Consider the following 19,567-nt stretch of genomic DNA (forward strand, 5'->3'; position numbering starts at 1 on the left):
TTTTGACCCGAAGCAGACTTCGGCAAATGTCGATCAGAGACTCCTTTCACGTCAGCATCCTTATGCATTAGGATGCGACTAGTGATGAGGGAGGATGTTCCGTGAAGCGGCGGAAGATGATCGCTCTTGTAGTTTGCACCGCGGTTATGTCGATGCTGCTCCCTCTCCCAGCGGAAGCTCAACGGGCGCCGTATCGCATTGGCTATTTAGCTCTGCTTCCAAATGAGGATGCGACTGTAGGGGCGCCTTTCTTTCAAAGGCTGCAAGAGCTTGGGTACAACGCGGGCAAGACAATCATCGTCGATTATCGCTCCGCCGAAGGATATGCCCAGCGCCTGCCGCAGCTGGCCTCGGAGATGGTTAGCGCAACACCCGACGTTATAATAGCCGGATTTGGAACACTTGCGCCAAAGGCGGCAATCGCCGCAACAACGAGCATTCCGATCGTATTCACATCGGTGGGCGACCCGGTTGGTGCTGGTTTGGTCGCAAGCCTGAATCAACCGGGCGCAAACGTTACCGGCTTGAGCGCCCAGGCAAAGGACATTACCGCGAAGCGATTGGAGTTACTCGAAGAACTCGTCCCCGGCAAAAAGCTGGTCGCGGTGTTGGCAAACCCTGATACGCCCTACACCGTGCTCGCGCTACGTGAATTGAAGTCCGCAGCGTCGGCCTTGAATCAACCGATGACAGTATTTGAAGCACGGGTTGTCGATCAGGTAGCGGCTGCAATAGACGGAGCGAGTAGGTCGGGCGCAGCCAGCATAATAATCCTAGAGGACCCAGTTTTTCTGGGTGCCAAGCGTGCAATCGTTGAACTTCTGGCCAAGGCTCGGTTGCCAGCGATTTATGGACCACGAGCTTATTCTGAGGTGGGCGGGTTGATCTCCTACGGGCCAGACCAGAGGCAGATTTACCGTCGGGCGGCGGAGTATGTTGACAAAATTCTAAAGGGGGCAGCGCCAGCCGGGCTTCCGGTCGAGCAGCCCACCAAATTCGAGTTGGTACTGAACCTCAGGGCCGCAAAAGAACTCGGCATCGATGTCCCGCCAACTCTGATCGCCCGCGCTGACGAGGTGATCGAATAGTGCGGGCCATTGCAGTGCATCGGTCCGCTTCTGGCCCAAAGCCGACGTCCAGTTGCATGACTTCAATGTCGCCATCTGAGAGCAGAGCAGACGCGACGAAATTGACCGTAACCTACGCCCTTCGCATCAGCTTGAGCGAGGCCGCCAGCCGCAGGCTGCGCTTGCCGGCGAGCGCGATGCCTTCGAGCTCGCCGCTGTCTTCCGTGCAGGTTCCTGAAAAGCCGATCCCGACCTCGAGGCCGCCAAACACGGGGTTCTCGCCTTTCGCCGGCGTGTGCTCCTGGTTCAGCATCTCGCCCTTCCAGCGGCCGTCCGCCGAGGAATAGGCGCCGAGATAGTAGAAGAACGCATCGCCCCCGAGGATACGGCCATCGATCAGCAGCATCACGCCGGACAGCCCGGCATCGATGCCATCAAGCGCGCTCAGCTTGAACCCATAGAGCCCGTTGGCGATGCCGCCCGGCCCGACCGCGCCGCTCGGAGGCACCCCCTCGTCGTCGAGCCGCGTGAGATTGGCCCAGAATTTGGCGCCCGGCATCGTATCCGCGCCGCCCTGAAGACGGATCTGGTTGCCGTACAGCCGGCCGCGCGCCCCGATCGAGGCGACGTCGGCGCCCATCAACGGCTTGTAGCTGGGGTCCAGGTTATGCCGCTCGGTGATGACCTCGGCGATGATCTCGCCATCGCGCTCGACATAGCTGCCGAGATGCGCAAAACCCGAATTCCCACCCAGCATCTTGCCGTCATGCAGGCACATGATGCTGCGGCCGAACGCATCGTTGACCCCGTATTCAACCTTGTAGAGTCCGTCGAGCAACGTCCTGAACCCGCAAAATCGGAAAAGAATTGCGGGCTACCTAGCATCGTCGCCGCGCTGAAGCCACCGACTTTTCCGTGCAGGACCGCTCACGGAACGCTCGCCACCATGATGTCACCATACCCCTGTCTTGCCCGACGGGTCAAATCTATTTCGTAAAATCCGCAGGAGAAGTGATTTCAATGACTTGGCTACTGTGCATGGGGTTGTTTTTCGAGTTTATTGTTTGCCGTGCCGGGAGAGCCTTCACCAAGCGTCAGTGACGCTTGAAATACTGCACCTCGCGCTCATGCTTCTCGGCGGCCGCACGGCTCCTGAAGGTCCCGAGGTTACGGCGCTTGCCGGTCTTCGGATTCACCTTGCGTGAATAGAGGCGGTATTCGCCCGATGCCAGTTTGCGGATCATGATCGCGCTCCATTTCGTCTGGATGTCAACGGCGGACGCGCGAGCCGGGTTCCGTCAAATCGTGGCTCTGTTCGTGAAGCGCCGCGCGATCGCGATGGCCTTCAGAAGCACAGCGTGGTGACCAGCTTGCCCTGCTTGTCCTTGATCGCATAGGGACAGCGAATGCGCTCCAGCGCCTTCTTGGCGTCCTCATCGCCGAGCGCGGCGGCACGCTCGTAATAGGCTTTCGCGGCGTCCTTGTCCTTTGCACCGCCGCGGCCTTCCTGCGCGAAGGCGCCCATCCGCTCCAGCGCGCCGGGATGGTTTTGTGCTGCCGCCTTCTCGAACATCGCGCGCGCCGCGACGTCGTCCTTGGCACCGCCCGCACCTTCGGACAGCATCAGGCCGAGCTGGTACTGCGCTTCCGCGTTGGTCTCGGCGGCCTTGCCGAGCAGCGCGCGCGCCTGCGCGGGATCGGCCGGCGCGGCGCCGCCTGCGCCGCCGAGCGCGGCGAGATTGCTGACGCCACGGGGGTTGCCGGCCTGCGCCGCCTTCTCGAACAGCTTTCGCGCCTGCGCTTCGTCTTTGGCAACACCGGAGCCGGTGGCAAAGGCGACGCCGAGCTCGACCATGGCCGCGCTCGATCCCTTGTCGGCGGCCTTGCGCCAGGCGGCGATCGCCTCGCCTGATTGCCTGTTTGCCGCATAGGCGCGGCCGAGCGCGAACATCGCGCGCCGCGACGATGGCGCGGCCTGCTTGCAGAACTTGATAGCGGTTGCGATGTCGGAGGACGCGATCTCCGTCACGCCCTTCACGTCGGCCGGCTTGTCGGGATCGCTGGGATCGGCGGCGACCCGGTCGCACAGGACGAGATCGGCCGATTGCGCCTGCGCCGTCAGGGGCACGGCGAGCGCGAAGAGCATGGCAAGGAGGTAAGTCCGCATGGTCGTCACGTTGCGTCTCCGCCTCGGCAAATTCGAGGCTCAAGTCCCGACTGGCGCAGGACGGGGGCGACCTCGGGTGACGCCAGATAGCGCAGCAACCGATCCGCGGCGCCGGCATGTTTCGCGTTCGCCATGCGGCCGGCGGAGAACACGGCCGGCGTCTGCAGCGCGTGCGGGATCGGACCGACCACCTCGATGCCGCCGACCTGCTTCAGCTCGCTGACCTGCTGCACGGCGAGGTCCGCCTCGCCGGTCACGAGCCGCTCCGCGGTAAATCCCTGCTCGACGATGGTGGCCTTGGCGTTGATCTCGGTCGCGATGCCCATCCGCACGATCAGCTGGGCGAAGTACACGCCGCTCGCACCAAGCCGCGAATAGGCGACGGACCGCGCCGCGAGCAACGCCTGGCGCAGCGCGGCTTCACTGCCGATGTCGGGATGCACCTGCCCTGCCCGCACGGCGATGCCGACGAAGGAGCGCGCGAGATCAGCTGCGCTGCCGGCAGCCACGCGCCCCTCGCCGATCATCTCGTCGAGCCCCTCGCGGGTGAGGATGACGAGATCGGCGGCTTCACCGTCGCGCAACCGCTTGAGCAGCGCCAGGGTCGGGGCGAAATCGGCGTCGACATGGATGCCGCTGATGGCCTCGAAGGCGGAGGACAGGCTGCGCATCGCGCCCATCAGGCCGAGCGTCGAGAGAATGCGAACGTTTTCCATGAGCAGGTCCTGGCGCGATCAGGCGCGGTGCATCAGCTTGAGTGCGGCGGTCAGGCGCAGGCTGCGCCTGCCGGCAAGCGCCGTTGCCTCCAGCACCGCCTGCTCCGCGTCATAGCTGCCGGAGAAGCCGATGCCGACCTCGTGGCCGCCGAAGATCGGATCGTCCTTGGCCGGCGTGTGCTCCTGGTTGAGAATCTGGCCCTTCCAGCGGCCCTTCGCGGCGGTGTAGCTGCCGAGATAGTAGAACGCCGCATCGCCGCCGAGGATGCGGCCCTGGTTCAGCAGCATCACGCCGGTGAGCCCGCCATCGAGACCGTCGAGCATGCGCAGATGGATCGAGTAGAGTCCGTCGGCGATACCGGCCTCGCCGACGCCGCCGGCGATCGGCACCTCGTCTTCGGTGATGGGCGTCATCAGCGACCGGAAGGGCACGCCCGGCAGTTCTTTCAGTTCGCCCTTGAAGCGATAGAGATCGCCATCCGCCCAGCCCTTCGCGATCAAGGTCGCATCGTCGGTGCCGGCCATGGCGCGGTAGTTCGGATCGGGGTTGTGGCGGACGGTCTTGATCACGACGTCGACGCCGCTGTCGGTCTTGTCGTAGGTGCCGATATGGGCGAAGGCAGAATTGCCGCCGAGCATCTTGCCATTGCCGGCATGCATCACGCTGCGGCCGACGGCATCGCCGAGCTGAAATCTCACCTTGTAGAAGCCTTCAAACACCAGCCGTGTCCCCGGCCCTGCGCGTATCCTGGAGCACTCTATCCCGCTTTCGGCGGCAATGGACAGGTTTCGCGGCGCCGCGGTCGGCAGGCACGGGAGCGAAATGCAAAAATCCGCCGGAGCCTTCGCTCCGGCGGATTGAGCACCAACCCGGGCCAGCCCCCCAGCCCGGGCCGGGAGGATCTTAGGCCGCGGCCTTCTTGTCGGTCGGCACGGACGCGATCGTCTTCAGGATCTGCGAAGCGATCTGGTAGGGATCGCCTTGCGAGTTCGGGCGGCGGTCTTCCAGATAGCCCTTGTAGCCGTTGTTGACGAAGGAGTGCGGAACGCGGATCGAGGCGCCACGATCGGCAACGCCATAGCTGAACTTATTCCACGGCGCGGTCTCGTGCTTACCGGTCAGACGCTTGTCGTTGTCCGGGCCGTAGACGGCGATGTGGTCCATCAGGTTCTTCTCGAAGGCGGCCATCAGCGCCTCGAAATACTCCTTGCCGCCGACTTCGCGCATATAGGCGGTCGAGAAGTTGGCGTGCATGCCCGAGCCGTTCCAGTCGGTGTCGCCGAGCGGCTTGCAGTGGAATTCGATGTCGATGCCGTACTTCTCGGTGAGGCGCAGCATCAGGTAACGGGCCATCCACATCTGGTCGGCAGCGGTCTTGGAGCCCTTGCCGAAGATCTGGAATTCCCACTGGCCCTTGGCGACTTCCGCGTTGATGCCCTCATGGTTGATGCCGGCCGCGAGGCAGAGGTCGAGATGCTCCTCGACGATCTTGCGGGCGACATCGCCGACGTTCGAGAAGCCGACGCCGGTATAGTACGGGCCCTGCGGCGCCGGATAGCCGGCGGTCGGGAAGCCGAGCGGACGGCCGTCCTTGTAGAAGAAGTATTCCTGCTCGAAGCCGAACCAGGCACCGGCGTCGTCGAGGATGGTGGCGCGCTTGTTGGACGGATGCGGGGTCTTGCCGTCGGGCATCATGACTTCGCACATCACCAGCACGCCGTTGGTGCGCGCACCGTCCGGGAACACCGCGACCGGCTTCAGCACGCAATCGGAGCTGTGGCCTTCGGCCTGCTGGGTGGAGGAGCCATCGAAGCCCCAGAGCGGAAGCTGCTCGAGCGTCGGGAACGACGCGAATTCCTTGATCTGAGTTTTGCCGCGCAAATTCGGAGTCGGCGTATATCCGTCGAGCCAGATGTACTCGAGCTTGTACTTGGTCATTGAGCCTCTCTGTAGATGATGCGAAAGGTTGGGGGCCCGGGAGGCCCCCGCACGTTTTGTACCCGGCCATCATCGGCCGGCCGTTCCCAAGCATTTTACGTGCCAAAAGGCCGCAGTACGGGCGGTTTTCCACCGCGGCCGGCTCCTCCTCGCCACGGACGAGCTACCCACGTCACCGTGCGTCATAGAAGCGCACCTTCACGTGAAGCTGCACCGCAAAAATCCTGCGGAAAATGCCCGATTCTGAAGCAGCGGACGGCGCCCCGGTCGTTGCCGATGAAACGCGCATCAACGTCCGGCAACTTTCGCAAACTCTCCCACCCCTCCCCGGCAACCTTCGGAATGTCCCATGCGTTGGTCAGCGGCAGCGTGCCTTGGAGGATGCAGAAGGCCACCTGCCTACAAATTGGGCGGAAACTGATTTCCTTTTCAGCACTTTCCAATCCGGGATGAGCGGCCGATATGGAAATTCCAGTAACCACAATCGAACGAGTCGGGCGCACCATGGAGGCCAAGGCGCTTCGACCAAGGAGAATCGCAATGATGAACAATGGTCTGAGTCACGGATCTGCGAAGATCTACCAATTCCCCGTCGGCGGCCGCGCGGCCCTCGCCGGACGCCGCTACGGCGAGACCCGCCTTCCCGCCGATCACGCTTCGCTGCCTGCGAACGTGTCGATCTGCAGCGACAGCTGGTATCACCAGGATGCGGTCGACGAAGCCAAGCCGAAATGGGATCGCTGATGCCTGTAGCTGGTTTGAAACCGCAGCGCTCTCGCAGTCGCCCGGCGGCAGTTCGAAAAGGGCCGAAACAACGTTGTTTCGGCCCTTTTTGATTCCTTCGCGAGCCACGCCGTTCAGATCACCGCGCAGGCCGTGACCGGCCGCTTCAGATGCTTGACCGTGGTCGCTCCGGTCTTGCCGATAACGAGCGTGATACCCGCCCCTGAATAGCGCGCACCAGAGACCGCCGGTCGCTGGGCGAGTGTGACGGGGTCGCCGTCGATCTGGAGGAAGGCGCGCTTGTCGTAGTCATAAAATCCCACGATGAACTGGGTACCATCGGCACAGCGATAGGTCTGGAACGTTTGCGCATCCGCCTGCCGCGTGTAGCCAATTCCGCCCGCCAGCATGGCGATCGCCAAAACAATGGCCTTGTGTCGGCCCATGATCGCCCCCTGTAATGGCCTGAAGGACGCCGCAGCGCATCCAGTGCAACCATAACCCAAGCCGATCCCATGTCAGACTCCCATGTTCGCCATCTCGCCTTGCAAGGCGCCAGCAATTTTCGCGATCTCGGCGGCTATCCGACCACCGATGGCCGCACCACGCGCTGGCGGCACATCTTCCGCTCCAATCATCTCGGCCAGCTCACCGCTGCCGATGTCGAGATCGTCCGCGCGCTGGGCGTCAGAAGCGCGTTCGATTTCCGTGGGCTGGAGGAGCGCGCGGCCGGCGTCTGCGTCGTGAATGAGATTACGGTGCACTCGCTGCCGATCGAGCCAACCGTCGTCGCCGCGCTGCGCGCCGAACTCGCCCGGGGCACGCTGACCGCGCCGGTGGCGCTGGAGCTCATGCGCGAGTCCTATCGCAACTATGTCCGCCACAACACGCATAGCTTTCGCGCGCTGTTCAGCCATCTGCTCGAAGACCGCGCGCCGCTCGTGATCCACTGCACCGCCGGCAAGGATCGCACCGGCTTTGCCAGCGCGCTGATCCTGCATGCGCTGGGCGTCGGCGACGACGTCATTGCCGAGGATTATCTTTTGACCAACCAGCACTACAAGCGCGACCCGTCGAACGCCGCCGATCTTCCCGCCGACGTTCTCGACGCGATCGGCAGCGTCGAGGCCTCGTACCTGGCGGCCGCCTTCGAAGCCGTGGGCCGCGACTATGGCGATCTCGAAACCTATCTGCGCGATGGGCTCAAGCTCGGCACGGCCGAGCGGACCGCATTGAAGGCGCGTTATCTGCAATCATAGGCCAACGCGCCGGGAGAACGATGATGCAAGACAAGGTCCTGATCGTGACCGGCGCATTCGGTGCGCTTGGCAAAGTGGTTACGGAGACCGCACAGGCGCGCGGCGCGCGCGTTGCCGGCATCGATCACGCGCCTTCGCGGAGTCCCGCAAGGCCTGAAAGCATCGAGATCGGCGACGTCGACCTGTCCGACGCGGCGCAGGCGAAGACGGCCGTCGAGACGGCGGCAAAACATTTCGGCCGGCTCGACGCGCTGATCAACATCGCGGGCGGCTTCGCCTTCGAGGCCGTCGGCGACGGCGACATCAAGACCTGGCAGCGCATGCATGCGCTGAATGTCCTCACCGCGCTCAACGCCTCGCGCGCGGCGCTGCCGCACCTCATCGCATCCAAGGCTGGCCGCATCATCAATATCGGCGCAATGGGCGCGCTCCAGGCCGGCAGCGGCATGGGCCCCTATGCCGCCTCGAAAGCCGGCGTTCATCGCCTCACCGAAGCGCTCGCCAACGAGTGGAAGGGCAAGGTCACCGTGAACGCGGTGCTGCCCTCGATCATCGACACGAAGGCCAACCGCGCCGACATGCCGAAGGCGGATTTTTCCAAATGGGTGACGCCGCAGGAGCTCGCGGAGGTGATCCTGTTCCTCGCCAGCGATGCCGCCAGCGGCGTCACCGGCGCGCTGATCCCGGTCGGCGGGCGGGTGTAGCCGCGTTCAGATCGAAACGTCCGGGCGCGGCTCGGATTCAATTGGAGCCGAGAAGGCTCTAGACTGCTCGCAACTGATTCTTCGATCGGACCACCTGTGGAAACCGCGCTCTACCTGCCCGTCAAACGCTTCCTCGAAGAGCTCGGCTTCACGGTCAAGGGCGAGATCAGCGGCTGCGATCTCGTCGGCCTCAGCGCCGGCGATCCACCGGTCGTGGTGATCGGCGAGCTCAAGCTCGCCTTCAATCTCGAGCTGATCCTGCAGGCGGTCGATCGCGCGCCGGCCGGCGACGAGGTCTGGATCGCGGCGAAGATGTCAGCGCGCGGCAAGGGACGCGAGAGCGATGCGCGCTATCGCAATCTCTGCCGCCGCCTCGGCTTCGGCATGCTTGGGGTGACCGATCGCGGCGAGGTCGAGGTGCTGGTGAAGCCGCCGACGGCGGCGCCGCGCCGCGAGCCGAAGGTGCGCTCGCGCCTCGTCGCCGAGCATCAGCGGCGCCAAGGCGATCCGGTGCTCGGCGGCAGCACCCGCGCACCGATCATGACAGCCTACCGGCAGCAGGCGCTGGCCTGCGCATCAGAGCTCGCGACAGGTCCGCGGCCCGTACGCGAGCTGCGTGTGCGCTGTCCCGATGCCGGCAAGATCTTGCTTAACAATGTGTATGGCTGGTTCGAGCGCGCTGAACGGGGAATCTACCGGCTCACCGAAGCCGGACACGCTGCCCTGAAACGCTGGCCTCAGCAGCGGGTGGAGGTCGGCGCAGGTGCTGCGTCACCGCCATGACACCCGACCGGTGCATAGCTGAGCTGCCACACCAATTACATATTGCAATGCAACATTCACGGCACTAGGTATCCCGGCATCAAAACGAGGCCGTTATGAGCGCAGACTGGAATACCAAATATGGCACGCGGCGCGTGCGCCACGATCCGCCCACGTTGGACGAGGCGATCTTCGCTGCCGTCGGCATCACCGACGACCAAGCGCAGCAGGCCGAAATCGCCGCAGCCCTGATGGGGATGCCGCTCGAGATCGTGCAAGCCGAGGTGAAGAAGCAGGCCCGCGCCAACAGCCGCATCACGGCCACGCGGGTGATCGCCGGCGAACAAGGCTCGCAGCGCTCCGTCGTGGTCGAACGCCGCGTCGTCCGCCGTTTCGGCAACGACAAGCGCACCGGCACCTGAGCGTTCATTTCGCCACCCGGAATACGAAAGCGGACCGGTTTTGCCGGTCCGCTTTTTGATTCCCGTGCGCGATTTGGGCTACGCGGCGCGATTGCCGTACATGCTTGAGATCAGCTTCCAGCAAGTGCTGTTGAAGCTGAGAAGAGCGCGCCCGGCCGTGAAGGGCGAGGCCGCGAGATCGGCGAGCTCGGCCTCAGGCGTCTTGGCGAGGTCGATCGTCCCGGTCGATTCGCCGTGGCGGAAAGCCAGATGTGCCCCGAACTTCCGGGCGAGCGCCCGCATCGCGTGATTCTCGGCACCCGTCGTGATGCGCAGCTGCTTGTAGCCTTTCCAGCGCGCCTCCGCGATCAGGCGGCGAAACAGCACGGTGCCGACACCCTGGCGGCGCGCGGAAGCTTCCACGCTGAAGGCGACCTCGGGCAAGGAATCATCTTCCGGCGGATGCAGCTCGGCCGCGCCGCGAACCACACCATCGACGATATAGGCAACGATCACGGTGCCATCCTCGGCGCAGCGGGCGGCGTAGCGCTCGATGAAGCTGTCGTCGAGAAAGCCGTTGAAGCGGTCGTGCCGGCTTGCGGCATCGAGCCTCAGCAGGTGATCGCCCAGAAGCGGCAATTCTTCCTGCTGGATCAGGGTCCGCACATAGCCCGAGGCGGTGCGGACGGTCTCTTCAAGTACCACGTCAGAACTCCTCTTGGTGTCCCTCGAGGAGGCGTTCGAATCCCTAGGCCCCCTATATTGTGCATCGCATCATGATTTTCAAGCCGGAGACCTGCCCAAGTTAGAGGCAGCGGAAGCGACCAATTCGTTAATGAAATCAATATCCCGTAGGCTTACAGGACCAGCTGCGTCTGGGTCACCACGGCGACCAGCCTGCCGTCCTCGGTTTCCAGCCGGGTGGTCCAGATCTGGGTCCGCCGGCCGCGATGGACCGGAGTGGCCGTGGCGATGACAGTGGTTCCCTCCTTGGCCCCGCCGATGAAGTTGGTTTTGCTCTCCAGCGTGGTCGTGCCCTTGGCGTCCTCGGGCAGGTTGATCACGGTCGCCGCTGCGCCGACGGAATCGGCTAGCGCCATCACCGCCCCGCCATGGATGGTGTGGTGAAGCGTGCAGAGATCGGGCCGGACCGTCATCCGCGCCACCACGCGGTCCTTCTCGGCTTCGACGAATTCGACGCCCTTGAGCTCGGCGAACGGCATTTTCATCGCTTTAAGTTTCTCGAGCGGCGTCATCGGATATCCTCCCAATATCTTGTGTTTGCAGGGTGAATTGCTTCGCGCCGCAAAGCAATGACGTCCGAGGTAATGGATGGGCTGACATCGACGCAGACATTGTGCATAGGCTCCTCGCATGCGCCACTTCCCGCCCCGCCGCATCGTCTGCCTGACCGAAGAGACGGTCGAAACGCTCTATCTGCTCGGCGAGCAGGACCGCATCGTCGGTGTCTCCGGCTACGCCGTCCGCCCGCCGCAGGTGCGACGCGAGAAGCCGCGGGTGTCAGCCTTCGTCTCCGCGGACATCCCGAAGATTCTGGCATTGGAACCTGACCTTGTACTGGCCTTCTCCGATCTCCAGGCCGGCATCGTCGCCGATCTCATCCGCGCCGGCATCGACGTCCATGTCTTCAACCAACGCGACATCGCCGGGATTCTTGCGATGATCCGGACCCTCGGTGCGCTGGTCGACGCGGCCGCGGGCGCGGAGGATCTCGCGCAAAATTTTGAGCGGCGCCTCGATGCGATCGCAGCAACGTCCCGCCCCTCGCCGCGACCAAAGGTCTACTTCGAGGAATGGGACGATCCGCTGATCTCGGGCATCGGATGGGTGTCCGAGCTGATCGAGATTGCCGGCGGCACGGACGTGTTTCCGGAACTGCAGGCGCGGCAGGCGGCGAAGGACCGGATCGTCTCGGCGGAGATGGTACGGGACGCGGCGCCCGATGTGATCCTCGCCTCCTGGTGCGGCAAGAAAGTCGTGCCTGCCCGCATCCGCCAGCGCGATGGCTGGAGCAATATCCCCGCCGTGCGCGACGACCGCATCGTCGAGATCAAGTCGTCGATCATTCTCCAGCCCGGGCCGGCGGCGCTGACGGATGGGCTCGATGCGATCGTGACGGCCTTGTGGGGCGAGCGCCTATGAGCCGACCGCAACTCTCGTGTCCCGGACGCGCTGCAACGCCTCAGCGTTGTTGCGCAGAGCCGGGCCCCATATCGCGACGGACTTCGATGCAGCATGGGCCCCGGCTCTGCAGCGCAACGCTAAGAAGCGCTGTGCTGCGTCCGGGGCACGAGACCTTGCTCACGTCACCGCATTCACCACCTGGTATTCCGGCCTCCGCCAGACCTCACCCCTGATCACCTCCTCGATGATCTCCGCCGCCCGCACGATCTCGGTTTCGCCGATGTACAGCGGCGTAATCCCAAAGCGCATGATATCTGGTGCACGGAAATCGCCGATGACGCCGCGGGCGATCAGGGCCTGCATGGCGGCATAGCCGCCATCGAAGGCAAAGGAGACCTGCGAGCCGCGGTTATCATGCGCGCGTGGAGTAACGAGTTTGAGCTGCGGGCAGCGGCGTTCGACCTCCGCAATCAGAAGATCGCCGAGCGCCAGCGATCGCGCGCGAACCTCGTTGAGGTCGACCCTGTCCCAGATGTCGAGCGAGGCCTCCAGCGCCGCCATCGCCAGCACCGGCGGCGTGCCGACGCGCATGCGTTCGACGCCGCCAGCCGCCGCATAGGCGATCTCGAACGCGAACGGCTTCGCATGGCCCATCCACCCCGACAGCGCGGCGCGAGCGCTATCGGCATGGCGCGGCGCGACGTAGAGGAAAGCTGGCGCCCCGGGACCGGCGTTGAGATATTTGTAGGTGCAGCCGGCGGCGAAATCGGCGCCGCAGCCGGAGAGATCAACCGGCAGCGCACCGGCGGAATGGGCGAGATCCCAGACCGTGACGATGCCAAGCGCATGCGCTTTCGCGGTCAGCTCCGCCATGTCATGGCGGCGGCCGGTGCGGTAGTCGACCTCGGTGATGTAGAGGACGGCGATCTCCCCCGACAACGCGGCCTCGATCTCCTCCGGCGCCACCAGACGCAGTTGATGGCCGCGCCCGAGCGTCGCGATCAGACCCTCGGCCATGTAGAGATCGGTCGGGAAATTGCCGGTGTCCGACAGGATCACCTTGCGCGACGCGTTCATGTCGAGCGCGGCCGCGAGCGCCTGGTAGACTTTCAGCGACAGCGTATCGCCCACCATCACAGAGCCCACTTCGGCACCGATCAGTCGCGCGATGCGATCGCCGACATGGCGCGGCTGGACATACCAGCCGGCGGTATTCCAGGCGCGGATCAGCTGGTTGCCCCACTCGTCGGTGATCACGCGATTGACGCGCTCGGCAACGCCCAGCGGCAGCGCACCAAGCGAGTTGCCGTCGAGATAGATCACGCCGTCAGGCAAATGGAACAACGCTCTGGTGTCGTCGTAGACGCGAAGCCTAGTCATGGACATCCCTACAGAATCGTACGCACGCGCCAGAGTTCGGGAAACAACTCGATCTCGAGCATGCGCTTGAGATAGCTGACGCCGCCGGTGCCGCCGGTGCCGCGCTTGAAGCCGATGACGCGCTCGACCGTCGTCACGTGGTTGAAGCGCCAGCGGCGGAAATAGTCCTCGAAATCGACCAGCTTCTCGGCCAGTTCGTAGAGCATCCAGTGCGTCTCCGGCGCCTCGTAGACGATACGCCAGGCCTGCAGCACGCCTTCGTTGAAGCTGTGGGTTTCGCGAACATCGCGCGCCAGCACCGCCGCAGGCATCTTGAGCCCGTTGCGGTCGGCGAGCCGCAGCACCTCGTCATAGAGGCTTGGCGTCCCGAGTTCGGCTTCGAGCAGCTTGGTCGTCTCGGCATCGTGCGCGTGCGGCTTCAGCATGGCGTGGTTGCGGTTACCGAGAAGGAATTCAATCAGCCGGTACTGGCGCGACTGGAAGCCCGAGGACTGGCCGAGCTGGGAGCGGAAGCGCGTGTACTCGCTGGGCGTCATGGTGCGCAGCACGTCCCAGGCGTTGTTGAGCTGCTCAAAGATGCGCGACATCCGCGCCAGCATCTTCATCGCGGGTTGCACCTCATCGCGCGAGATCGCACGGCGCGCGGCGCTGAGCTCGTGGATGGCGAGCCGCATCCACAGCTCCGTGGTTTGATGCTGGATGATGAACAGCATCTCGTCATGCGCTTCCGACAGCGGATGCTGCGCGCCGAGGATCGAATCGAGCGCCAGATAGTCGCCGTAAGACATGCGCCGGGCGAAATCGGTCTCGGCACCTTCGCTTGTGGGATCGTAATCGCTGGACGTCATGGCTGGTCCTCCCGATCGATCATTCCCGACCTCGTCAATCGAGGCCGATCAGGCGCGCGGTGATCTGCGACGACGGATCCTTGAGCCCGTCGATCACAGTGAAATGGTTCAGCGCAGGCTCGACCACGAGGCGCGTCAGCACGTCAAAACCGGTCCAGACATTGGCCAGCAGGTCGGCCTGCCGAATGAACTCGGGGCGCTCGCCACCGCCGACCCAGGCGGTCACAGGCGAATGGCCCCGCGGCAGGTGCAGCGCCGCGCTTTCGAGGCTCGCCTCCTCCATGATCATGCGCAGCGTCTCGTTCATCTTCGTCTTGAGCAACGGACGCAGATCGTGCAGGCCGCTGATCGAGAGCGTGCCGGCGATGCGGTTGTAGACAGCGGACTCGAGCCGGCTGTCGTCGCACAGCATGCGCGTAACGAGATGGCCGCCGGCGGAATGGCCAGCGAGCCGGATCGGCCCCGAGACGAGCGCAGCCGCTTTGGTGACAGCGGCGGCGATTTCTGCGGTGATATCGGAGATGCGCGCGGCCGGCGCCAGCGTGTAGCTCGGCAGCGCCACCGTCCAGCCATGATGCCGCGCGCCTTCGGCCAGATCCGTCCAGGTCGATTTGTCGAAGCGCATCCAGTAGCCGCCATGGACGAACACGACGAGGCCTTTGCTGTCGCCGTCGGGCAGGATCAGGTCGAGCTTCTGGCGCTCGCCGGCGCCATAGGCGATGTCGGGGCGAAGCTCCGTCAGCCCGGCGCGGTAGGCCGCCGCCCGCTCCGCCCACAGCGCCGGCATCTTGTCCGAGCCCGGGATATGGGCCGAATTGGCATAAGCGTCATCCCAATCGTGCATCGTTGCTCCCGAGGACCCGTTCAGCGAACCGGACGCCAGTCTGCCACCGGTCAGGACGGCATCCTAGTCTTTCTTTTAAGCTTAAAGGATTCGGGAGGAGCCCATCGATTGCGCAGGCGACGACTGGCCCGGTGCGTTCCCCGGGCGCGGCGCAGCGTGCAACGATGCGCTGCTGAACCGGGGTCCAGTGCATGCGGCGACATGGGTCCCGGCTCTGCGGAGCGCCACGCGGAACGACGCTTCGCATCCTCCGCGCGCTGCACCGCGTCCGGGACACCAAACTACGCCTGCTCTACCCCGCACCATTCCGCGATGAACAGCGCCATCGCCTTGGTCGTCTTCTTCAGCGAGTCCAGGTCGACGAACTCGTTGAAGCCATGCATCTCGCCGCCGCTGGCGCCGAAGCAGAGGCTCGGAATGCCGTGGTTGAGGCCGTAAAAGCGCGTGTCGGTCAGCGCGGTGAAGACGAGATCCTCTGGCATGCCGCCATAGACCTTGTTGAAGGCCTTGCCGAACGCAGCCTCAGGCTCCGCCGCGTCGGTCAGTTCATAGCCTTCCGACAGGAAGCCCGACCATTCGATTTCCGGCGGATTGTTGGCGAGGAAGCGGTGGTTGCGCGCGGCAGCGGCAACGCAAGCCATGATCTCCTTCTGGTGATCGGCGATCGACCAGCCCGGCAATACGGCAATCCGACAGTCGACGTCGCACCAGGCCGGCACGCTCGAGGCCCAGTCGCCGCCCTTGATGATGCCGGGGTTGAAGTTGATGGGCTGCTTGAGCGTCTTGAAGTGACGGTCGGCCTTGGCGCGCTCGTTCCATTCGATCTCGAGCTTTTGCAGCGCCTGGATCAGGTGATACGCCGCCATGATCGCGTTCGCGCCGGAGCCTGCGAAGGCGACGTGGGTCGGGTGCCCCTTCACGCGCAGGCGGAACCAGATCACGCCGACCTGGGAGCGCACCATCTTGCCGCCGGTCGGCTCCGGAATGAAGCAGGCGTCCGCGCGATAGCCGCGTTGCAGCGTGGAGAGTGCGCCGACGCCGGTGCTCTCCTCCTCGATCACCGATTGGAAATGGATCCGCGCCGTCGGCCTGAGGCCGGCGGCCTTGATCGCATCGAGTGCGTAGAGCGCGCCGATCGTGCCCGACTTCATGTCGCAGGCACCGCGGCCAAACATCTTGCCGTCCTTGATGACGGGTGAGAACGGCGGGGTATCCCACAATTCCAGCGGACCTGCCGGCACCACATCGCAGTGCCCCTGCAGGATCAGCGACTTGCCGCCATTGGTTTGCGGACGGTAAGTGCCCACCACGGACCGCGCTTTCGAAAAGTCGTGCTCGATCGGACCGAAGCCGCGCAGATCCTTCAAATCGTCGACATCGATGTACCAGTCGTCGACCTCGTAGCCGCGTTCACGCAGGAGGTCGCCGATCATGTCCTGGCACGGCCCCTCTGCCCCGCGGGTCGAAGGGATAGCAACGAAATCGCTTGTGGTTGCAAGCTGAGCTTCGAAGCCGTTGTCGACGGCGTCAAGAATCCTCTGCTGCGTTTCGGCATTCATTCGGGCGACTCCAGACATTCCAATGGTCCCAAGGAGTGCGCAAACTAGCCGATTTCAGCCGTTCGGGTACTCCACAAAATAAGCATCCCGCAATGCATCTTCGAGCAGCCGGCCTTCCGAATACCCATTCAGCGTCGCAGGCCGGGTCACGCCGTCGAGCAGGCGCGGGCATGGCTCCGGGGCGCCGAGCACGGTGCGGACCGGAATGCGCTCCGCATAGATCGGCAACGCGTAGTCCTCGTCGTCGTCAGCGACACCCTTGGCGCGGATCTTGGCCGAGGCTTCCTCGATCTCCATCGCAATGAACGACGTTGCCTTGATCTCCTGCGCAGTGCTCTGTCGCAGGCCAGCGGTGCGATCCGGAAAGAAGCGATCGACCATCGCGATCGCCGCCCGCTCCTTCTCATCAGGATCGGTGACGAGATAGGCCGTGCCGAATGCCATGACCGCGCGATAGTCGGCGGAATGGTTGAAGCCGCAGCGCGCCAGCACGAGGCTATCGAGATGGGCGACCGTCAGACAGACGCGCTCACCTTTGGTCTGGTTGCGCAACATGCGGCTGGCGCTCGATCCGTGCCAGTAGAGCTTGGTGCCCTCGCGCCAGAAGAAGGTCGGCGTGCAATAGGGCTGGCCATCGATCACATAGGAGACGTGGCACAGCATCGAGGAATCCAGGATGCGATGAACCGTAGCGTGATCATAGAAGCCGCGGTCGTGCCGGCGCTTCACCTGGTTGCGCGCCGATGTGGGATAGGAATTTGAGATCTCGGTCTGGCTCACGGCCGCTCCTGCTCGGATTGGAACAATCCCAGGCCAGTTGTAGTCATGGATTTGGTCTGCGATAGTGCCAATTCCATGCAAAAAATTCCGACCAATTCTCCGGCGCCCGCCAAGCCTCCTTTTCCGTCAAAGCCCGAGCTGCCGCTCGATCTTACCGGGGCGCACATCACTCCAGGCGCCTCCGCGGCGCACCGGCTGTACCAGGCGCTGTGCGAGATGATCGTGTCCGGGCTCGTCAAGCCGGGCGAGCCGCTGCCGCCATCGCGGACGCTGGCCAGGCAGACCCGCTTCCGGCGCAACGCCGTTGTCACCGCCTATGAGCGCCTGATCGCCGACGGCTTTGCCGACGCAACCGTCGGCTCCGGAACGTTCGTCGCCGCACGTATCCCTGCGAGGGGGGCCGAGCCGAACAAGCCGAAGGTGGTTGTCGAAACGCCGAGGCAAGGCGCATTCGCGCTCGGCTGCACCCATATCGACGAGCGTGCGGTGCAACGTTTTCGCGCTTTCGTCGGCCGGCGCATGCGCGCGTTCGGGTCCGAGCACCTGCATTATGGCGATCCTCGCGGCAGCCGCGAGCTGCGTGCGGCGATCGCCGATCATCTGCTGTCGGCGCGCGGACTGCGCTGCGACCCCGATCAGATCATGCTGACATCGGGCACGCTGCACGCGCTGCGCATCGTCCTGAGTGCGATCCTGAAGCCCAACGACCAGGTGTGGTGTGAAGACCCAGGTTACCCCGCCGCGCGAAAAACCATCGCGCATTGCGGCTATCGCGCCGTGCCTGTCCCCGTCGACGAGCACGGGATGCGTGTCGCCAAAGGCCGCATTGCGGCGCCGTCCGCGCGCGCGGCCTACGTCACACCATCGCATCAATTTCCGCTTGGCGTGCAGATGTCGATGCCGCGACGGCTCGAGCTTCTGGACTGGGCGAGGCAAGCCGGCGCATTCGTGCTAGAGGACGATTACGACAGCGAGTTCCGCTATGACGGCGCGCCGCTGATGTCGCTCGCCGGCATCGATCGCCTCCAGCGCGTGATCTACCTGGGCACGTTTGCCAAGACGCTGTTTCCGGGCCTGCGCATCGGCTATTGCGCCCTGCCCGAACGGCTGATCACGGACGTGACGACCGCGCGCGCGGCGCTCGACCGCTTTCCGGGCACGCTGATGGAGGGCGCGGTGGCCGACATGCTCAATTCCGGCGCGTTCGCCGCGAACCTGAAACGGGTGCGTAAACTCTATCGCGAGGCGCGCGATGTGCTCGCCGAAACGCTGGAAGTCGCATCCGATGGTGCGCTTTCGGTGCCGGTGCCCTCACAAGGCCTGCATCTTGTCGCCCGGTTCGATCCCTGGGTTGATCTATCGGTGGCGGCGCATGCCAAGCAGGCGGCCGGCGCGGAAGGCTGGCTATTGGCCGACACCTATTCGCGCGGGCGCCCTCTGCCCGGCTTCGTGCTGGGATTTTCCAGGCACCCGGTTCCACAGCTCGTGGCTTCCGCCGAACGTCTCGCGCGGGAATCGCGTGCAGCGTTGGCCGCAAAGGGAAGATCGCCCCGCCGGACGTGACGAAGCTTCACTATGAGAATCGCCCGCCGCTCCCTAGATTGCGGTATCAATGCCGGGACCTCACATCATGCTGCTGCGCCACGCGACCTGCCTCTCGCTGCTGATCTCCATCGCGCTTGCCTCGACGGCACGGGCAGCCACCATCGGACGCGAGCAGGACATCAGCGATCTGAAGCTCGGCCAGCGTGTGCTCGTGGATGACGGAACCTGCCCCGCCGGTCAGGTCAAGGAAGTGCGCGGCGCGAAGATGACCGACAAGGGAGTCTCGCGCACGAGCTCCTGCGTGCCGCGACACGGGCCGAAATCGAAATGATGATTTGAGAAGCTACTTCGCCGGATCGAACATGCACTGCAGCGTCGGTTTGGCGATCTTGGTGAAGGTCGGGCCGATCTCGCCCTGCTTGGAGGCCGGCACCCAGTCGGTCTCGATGGTGGGCACGCCGGTCTCGCTGATGCCGCGCAGCAGCGCTTCGCGCAGATCGCGGTCCTCGACGGCCGCGGCGGCATGATCGTGCAGGCAGCCGCAGACCTCCTCCGGATGCTCCCAACGCCCGAGCATGCGTGGAGCGCACTGGCGCACGAATTCACTGCGGGGATCGGGTAGCCTGGAGGGTGCGCGCACTTGCGCCTGAACGGAACTGATCGTCAGAAGGGACACGAACGCTGCGGCGCAGAGACGAAGCAACATGATGGCCTTTGCCGGCTTGTTT

At 64.3% G+C, this 19,567-nt stretch carries 25 protein-coding genes; 9 read left to right on the plus strand and 16 right to left on the minus strand.

The annotated features are described in order from the left end of the window. Positions 1-101: 101 nt before the first annotated feature. Entirely contained in the window at positions 102-1,088 is a 987-nt protein-coding gene (locus CVM73_RS25340; protein ID WP_100234562.1) for an ABC transporter substrate-binding protein, read from the plus strand. A 112-nt stretch (positions 1,089-1,200) separates the two neighbouring features. On the opposite strand, the gene CVM73_RS25345 is transcribed toward CVM73_RS25340, so the two are convergent. From CVM73_RS25345 to CVM73_RS39810, 7 genes are all read right to left on the minus strand, one after another. Then, a complete protein-coding gene (locus CVM73_RS25345; RefSeq protein WP_100234563.1) occupies positions 1,201-1,905 on the minus strand; it encodes a hypothetical protein in 705 nt (234 codons plus the stop codon). Between the two features lie 256 nt (positions 1,906-2,161). Then, complete coding sequence (locus tag CVM73_RS25350) at positions 2,162-2,311, minus strand: hypothetical protein (protein WP_007591825.1); 150 nt, start codon at positions 2,309-2,311, stop codon at positions 2,162-2,164. A 101-nt stretch (positions 2,312-2,412) separates the two neighbouring features. After that, positions 2,413-3,234 carry a tetratricopeptide repeat protein gene (locus CVM73_RS25355; protein ID WP_167407051.1) on the minus strand — a complete coding sequence of 274 codons (822 nt, stop codon included), beginning with the start codon at positions 3,232-3,234 and terminating at the stop codon, positions 2,413-2,415. 5 nt (positions 3,235-3,239) lie between these two features. Then, positions 3,240-3,950, minus strand: a complete 711-nt coding sequence (locus tag CVM73_RS25360) for a substrate-binding domain-containing protein (RefSeq protein WP_100234565.1) — start codon at positions 3,948-3,950, stop codon at positions 3,240-3,242. A gap of 18 nt (positions 3,951-3,968) precedes the next feature. Then, positions 3,969-4,670 carry a GrlR family regulatory protein gene (locus tag CVM73_RS25365; protein ID WP_100234566.1) on the minus strand — a complete coding sequence of 234 codons (702 nt, stop codon included), beginning with the start codon at positions 4,668-4,670 and terminating at the stop codon, positions 3,969-3,971. A 184-nt stretch (positions 4,671-4,854) separates the two neighbouring features. Further along, positions 4,855-5,889: a glutamine synthetase beta-grasp domain-containing protein gene (locus CVM73_RS25370; RefSeq protein WP_100234567.1), complete on the minus strand. Its 1,035-nt coding sequence runs from the start codon at positions 5,887-5,889 to the stop codon at positions 4,855-4,857. 182 nt (positions 5,890-6,071) lie between these two features. After that, positions 6,072-6,440 carry a hypothetical protein gene (locus CVM73_RS39810; RefSeq protein WP_158237607.1) on the minus strand — a complete coding sequence of 123 codons (369 nt, stop codon included), beginning with the start codon at positions 6,438-6,440 and terminating at the stop codon, positions 6,072-6,074. On the opposite strand from CVM73_RS39810, the gene CVM73_RS25380 reads away from it, so the two are divergent. Continuing rightward, positions 6,430-6,633 (plus strand): DUF2735 domain-containing protein, encoded by a 204-nt coding sequence (locus CVM73_RS25380; protein WP_100234568.1) that lies wholly within the window; start codon positions 6,430-6,432, stop codon positions 6,631-6,633. The two genes, CVM73_RS39810 and CVM73_RS25380, sit on opposite strands and share 11 nt — an antisense overlap. 113 nt (positions 6,634-6,746) lie before the next feature. On the opposite strand, the gene CVM73_RS25385 is transcribed toward CVM73_RS25380, so the two are convergent. Then, the gene (locus CVM73_RS25385; protein ID WP_100234569.1) at positions 6,747-7,058 is read right to left on the minus strand and encodes an MliC family protein; all 312 of its coding nucleotides are present in this window, start codon (positions 7,056-7,058) and stop codon (positions 6,747-6,749) included. 69 nt (positions 7,059-7,127) lie between these two features. On the opposite strand from CVM73_RS25385, the gene CVM73_RS25390 reads away from it, so the two are divergent. The 4 genes from CVM73_RS25390 (at position 7,128) to CVM73_RS25405 (ending at position 9,759) form a co-directional block, all read left to right on the plus strand. Then, positions 7,128-7,871 carry a tyrosine-protein phosphatase gene (locus CVM73_RS25390; RefSeq protein ID WP_100234570.1) on the plus strand — a complete coding sequence of 248 codons (744 nt, stop codon included), beginning with the start codon at positions 7,128-7,130 and terminating at the stop codon, positions 7,869-7,871. Positions 7,872-7,894: 23 nt separating this feature from the next. Further along, positions 7,895-8,575 carry an SDR family oxidoreductase gene (locus CVM73_RS25395; RefSeq protein WP_100234610.1) on the plus strand — a complete coding sequence of 227 codons (681 nt, stop codon included), beginning with the start codon at positions 7,895-7,897 and terminating at the stop codon, positions 8,573-8,575. 96 nt (positions 8,576-8,671) lie between these two features. Beyond that, the gene (locus CVM73_RS25400; RefSeq protein ID WP_100234571.1) at positions 8,672-9,358 is read left to right on the plus strand and encodes a DUF2161 domain-containing phosphodiesterase; all 687 of its coding nucleotides are present in this window, start codon (positions 8,672-8,674) and stop codon (positions 9,356-9,358) included. 95 nt (positions 9,359-9,453) lie between these two features. Further along, positions 9,454-9,759, plus strand: coding sequence for a hypothetical protein (locus tag CVM73_RS25405; RefSeq protein WP_100234572.1), 306 nt, complete (start codon positions 9,454-9,456; stop codon positions 9,757-9,759). Between the two features lie 78 nt (positions 9,760-9,837). Here CVM73_RS25405 and CVM73_RS25410 read toward each other — a convergent pair whose 3' ends face one another. Beyond that, positions 9,838-10,443 carry a GNAT family N-acetyltransferase gene (locus CVM73_RS25410; RefSeq protein ID WP_100234573.1) on the minus strand — a complete coding sequence of 202 codons (606 nt, stop codon included), beginning with the start codon at positions 10,441-10,443 and terminating at the stop codon, positions 9,838-9,840. Between the two features lie 152 nt (positions 10,444-10,595). After that, positions 10,596-10,994, minus strand: coding sequence for a PaaI family thioesterase (locus CVM73_RS25415; RefSeq protein WP_100234574.1), 399 nt, complete (start codon positions 10,992-10,994; stop codon positions 10,596-10,598). Positions 10,995-11,112: 118 nt separating this feature from the next. Between CVM73_RS25415 and CVM73_RS25420 the strand changes: the two genes are divergently transcribed. Beyond that, positions 11,113-11,901 (plus strand): cobalamin-binding protein, encoded by a 789-nt coding sequence (locus CVM73_RS25420; RefSeq protein WP_100234575.1) that lies wholly within the window; start codon positions 11,113-11,115, stop codon positions 11,899-11,901. A gap of 159 nt (positions 11,902-12,060) precedes the next feature. Here CVM73_RS25420 and kynU read toward each other — a convergent pair whose 3' ends face one another. The 5 genes from kynU to CVM73_RS25445 all read right to left on the minus strand — a co-directional run bounded on the left by kynU (position 12,061) and on the right by CVM73_RS25445 (position 17,294). Then, positions 12,061-13,263, minus strand: a complete 1,203-nt coding sequence (kynU, locus tag CVM73_RS25425) for a kynureninase (RefSeq protein ID WP_100234611.1) — start codon at positions 13,261-13,263, stop codon at positions 12,061-12,063. A gap of 8 nt (positions 13,264-13,271) precedes the next feature. Continuing rightward, the gene (kynA, locus tag CVM73_RS25430; RefSeq protein ID WP_100234576.1) at positions 13,272-14,111 is read right to left on the minus strand and encodes a tryptophan 2,3-dioxygenase; all 840 of its coding nucleotides are present in this window, start codon (positions 14,109-14,111) and stop codon (positions 13,272-13,274) included. A gap of 34 nt (positions 14,112-14,145) precedes the next feature. Next, on the minus strand, positions 14,146-14,955 hold the full coding sequence (locus CVM73_RS25435; protein ID WP_100234577.1) for an alpha/beta hydrolase: 810 nt from the start codon (positions 14,953-14,955) through the stop codon (positions 14,146-14,148). Between the two features lie 281 nt (positions 14,956-15,236). Beyond that, positions 15,237-16,514 carry an ArgE/DapE family deacylase gene (locus CVM73_RS25440; RefSeq protein WP_100234578.1) on the minus strand — a complete coding sequence of 426 codons (1,278 nt, stop codon included), beginning with the start codon at positions 16,512-16,514 and terminating at the stop codon, positions 15,237-15,239. Positions 16,515-16,568: 54 nt separating this feature from the next. After that, positions 16,569-17,294 (minus strand): pyridoxamine 5'-phosphate oxidase family protein, encoded by a 726-nt coding sequence (locus CVM73_RS25445; RefSeq protein ID WP_100234579.1) that lies wholly within the window; start codon positions 17,292-17,294, stop codon positions 16,569-16,571. A 75-nt stretch (positions 17,295-17,369) separates the two neighbouring features. On the opposite strand from CVM73_RS25445, the gene pdxR reads away from it, so the two are divergent. Both pdxR and CVM73_RS25455 read left to right on the plus strand, forming a co-directional pair. Continuing rightward, positions 17,370-18,857, plus strand: a complete 1,488-nt coding sequence (gene pdxR / locus CVM73_RS25450; RefSeq protein WP_100234612.1) for a MocR-like pyridoxine biosynthesis transcription factor PdxR — start codon at positions 17,370-17,372, stop codon at positions 18,855-18,857. Between the two features lie 67 nt (positions 18,858-18,924). Then, a complete protein-coding gene (locus CVM73_RS25455) occupies positions 18,925-19,170 on the plus strand; it encodes a DUF6719 family protein (RefSeq protein WP_100234580.1) in 246 nt (81 codons plus the stop codon). Between the two features lie 12 nt (positions 19,171-19,182). Here CVM73_RS25455 and CVM73_RS25460 read toward each other — a convergent pair whose 3' ends face one another. Next, positions 19,183-19,545: a hypothetical protein gene (locus tag CVM73_RS25460; RefSeq protein ID WP_027576306.1), complete on the minus strand. Its 363-nt coding sequence runs from the start codon at positions 19,543-19,545 to the stop codon at positions 19,183-19,185. Between the last annotated feature and the right edge of the window lie 22 nt (positions 19,546-19,567).

This window comes from Bradyrhizobium forestalis, from assembly GCF_002795245.1.
Lineage (GTDB): Bacteria > Pseudomonadota > Alphaproteobacteria > Rhizobiales > Xanthobacteraceae > Bradyrhizobium > Bradyrhizobium forestalis.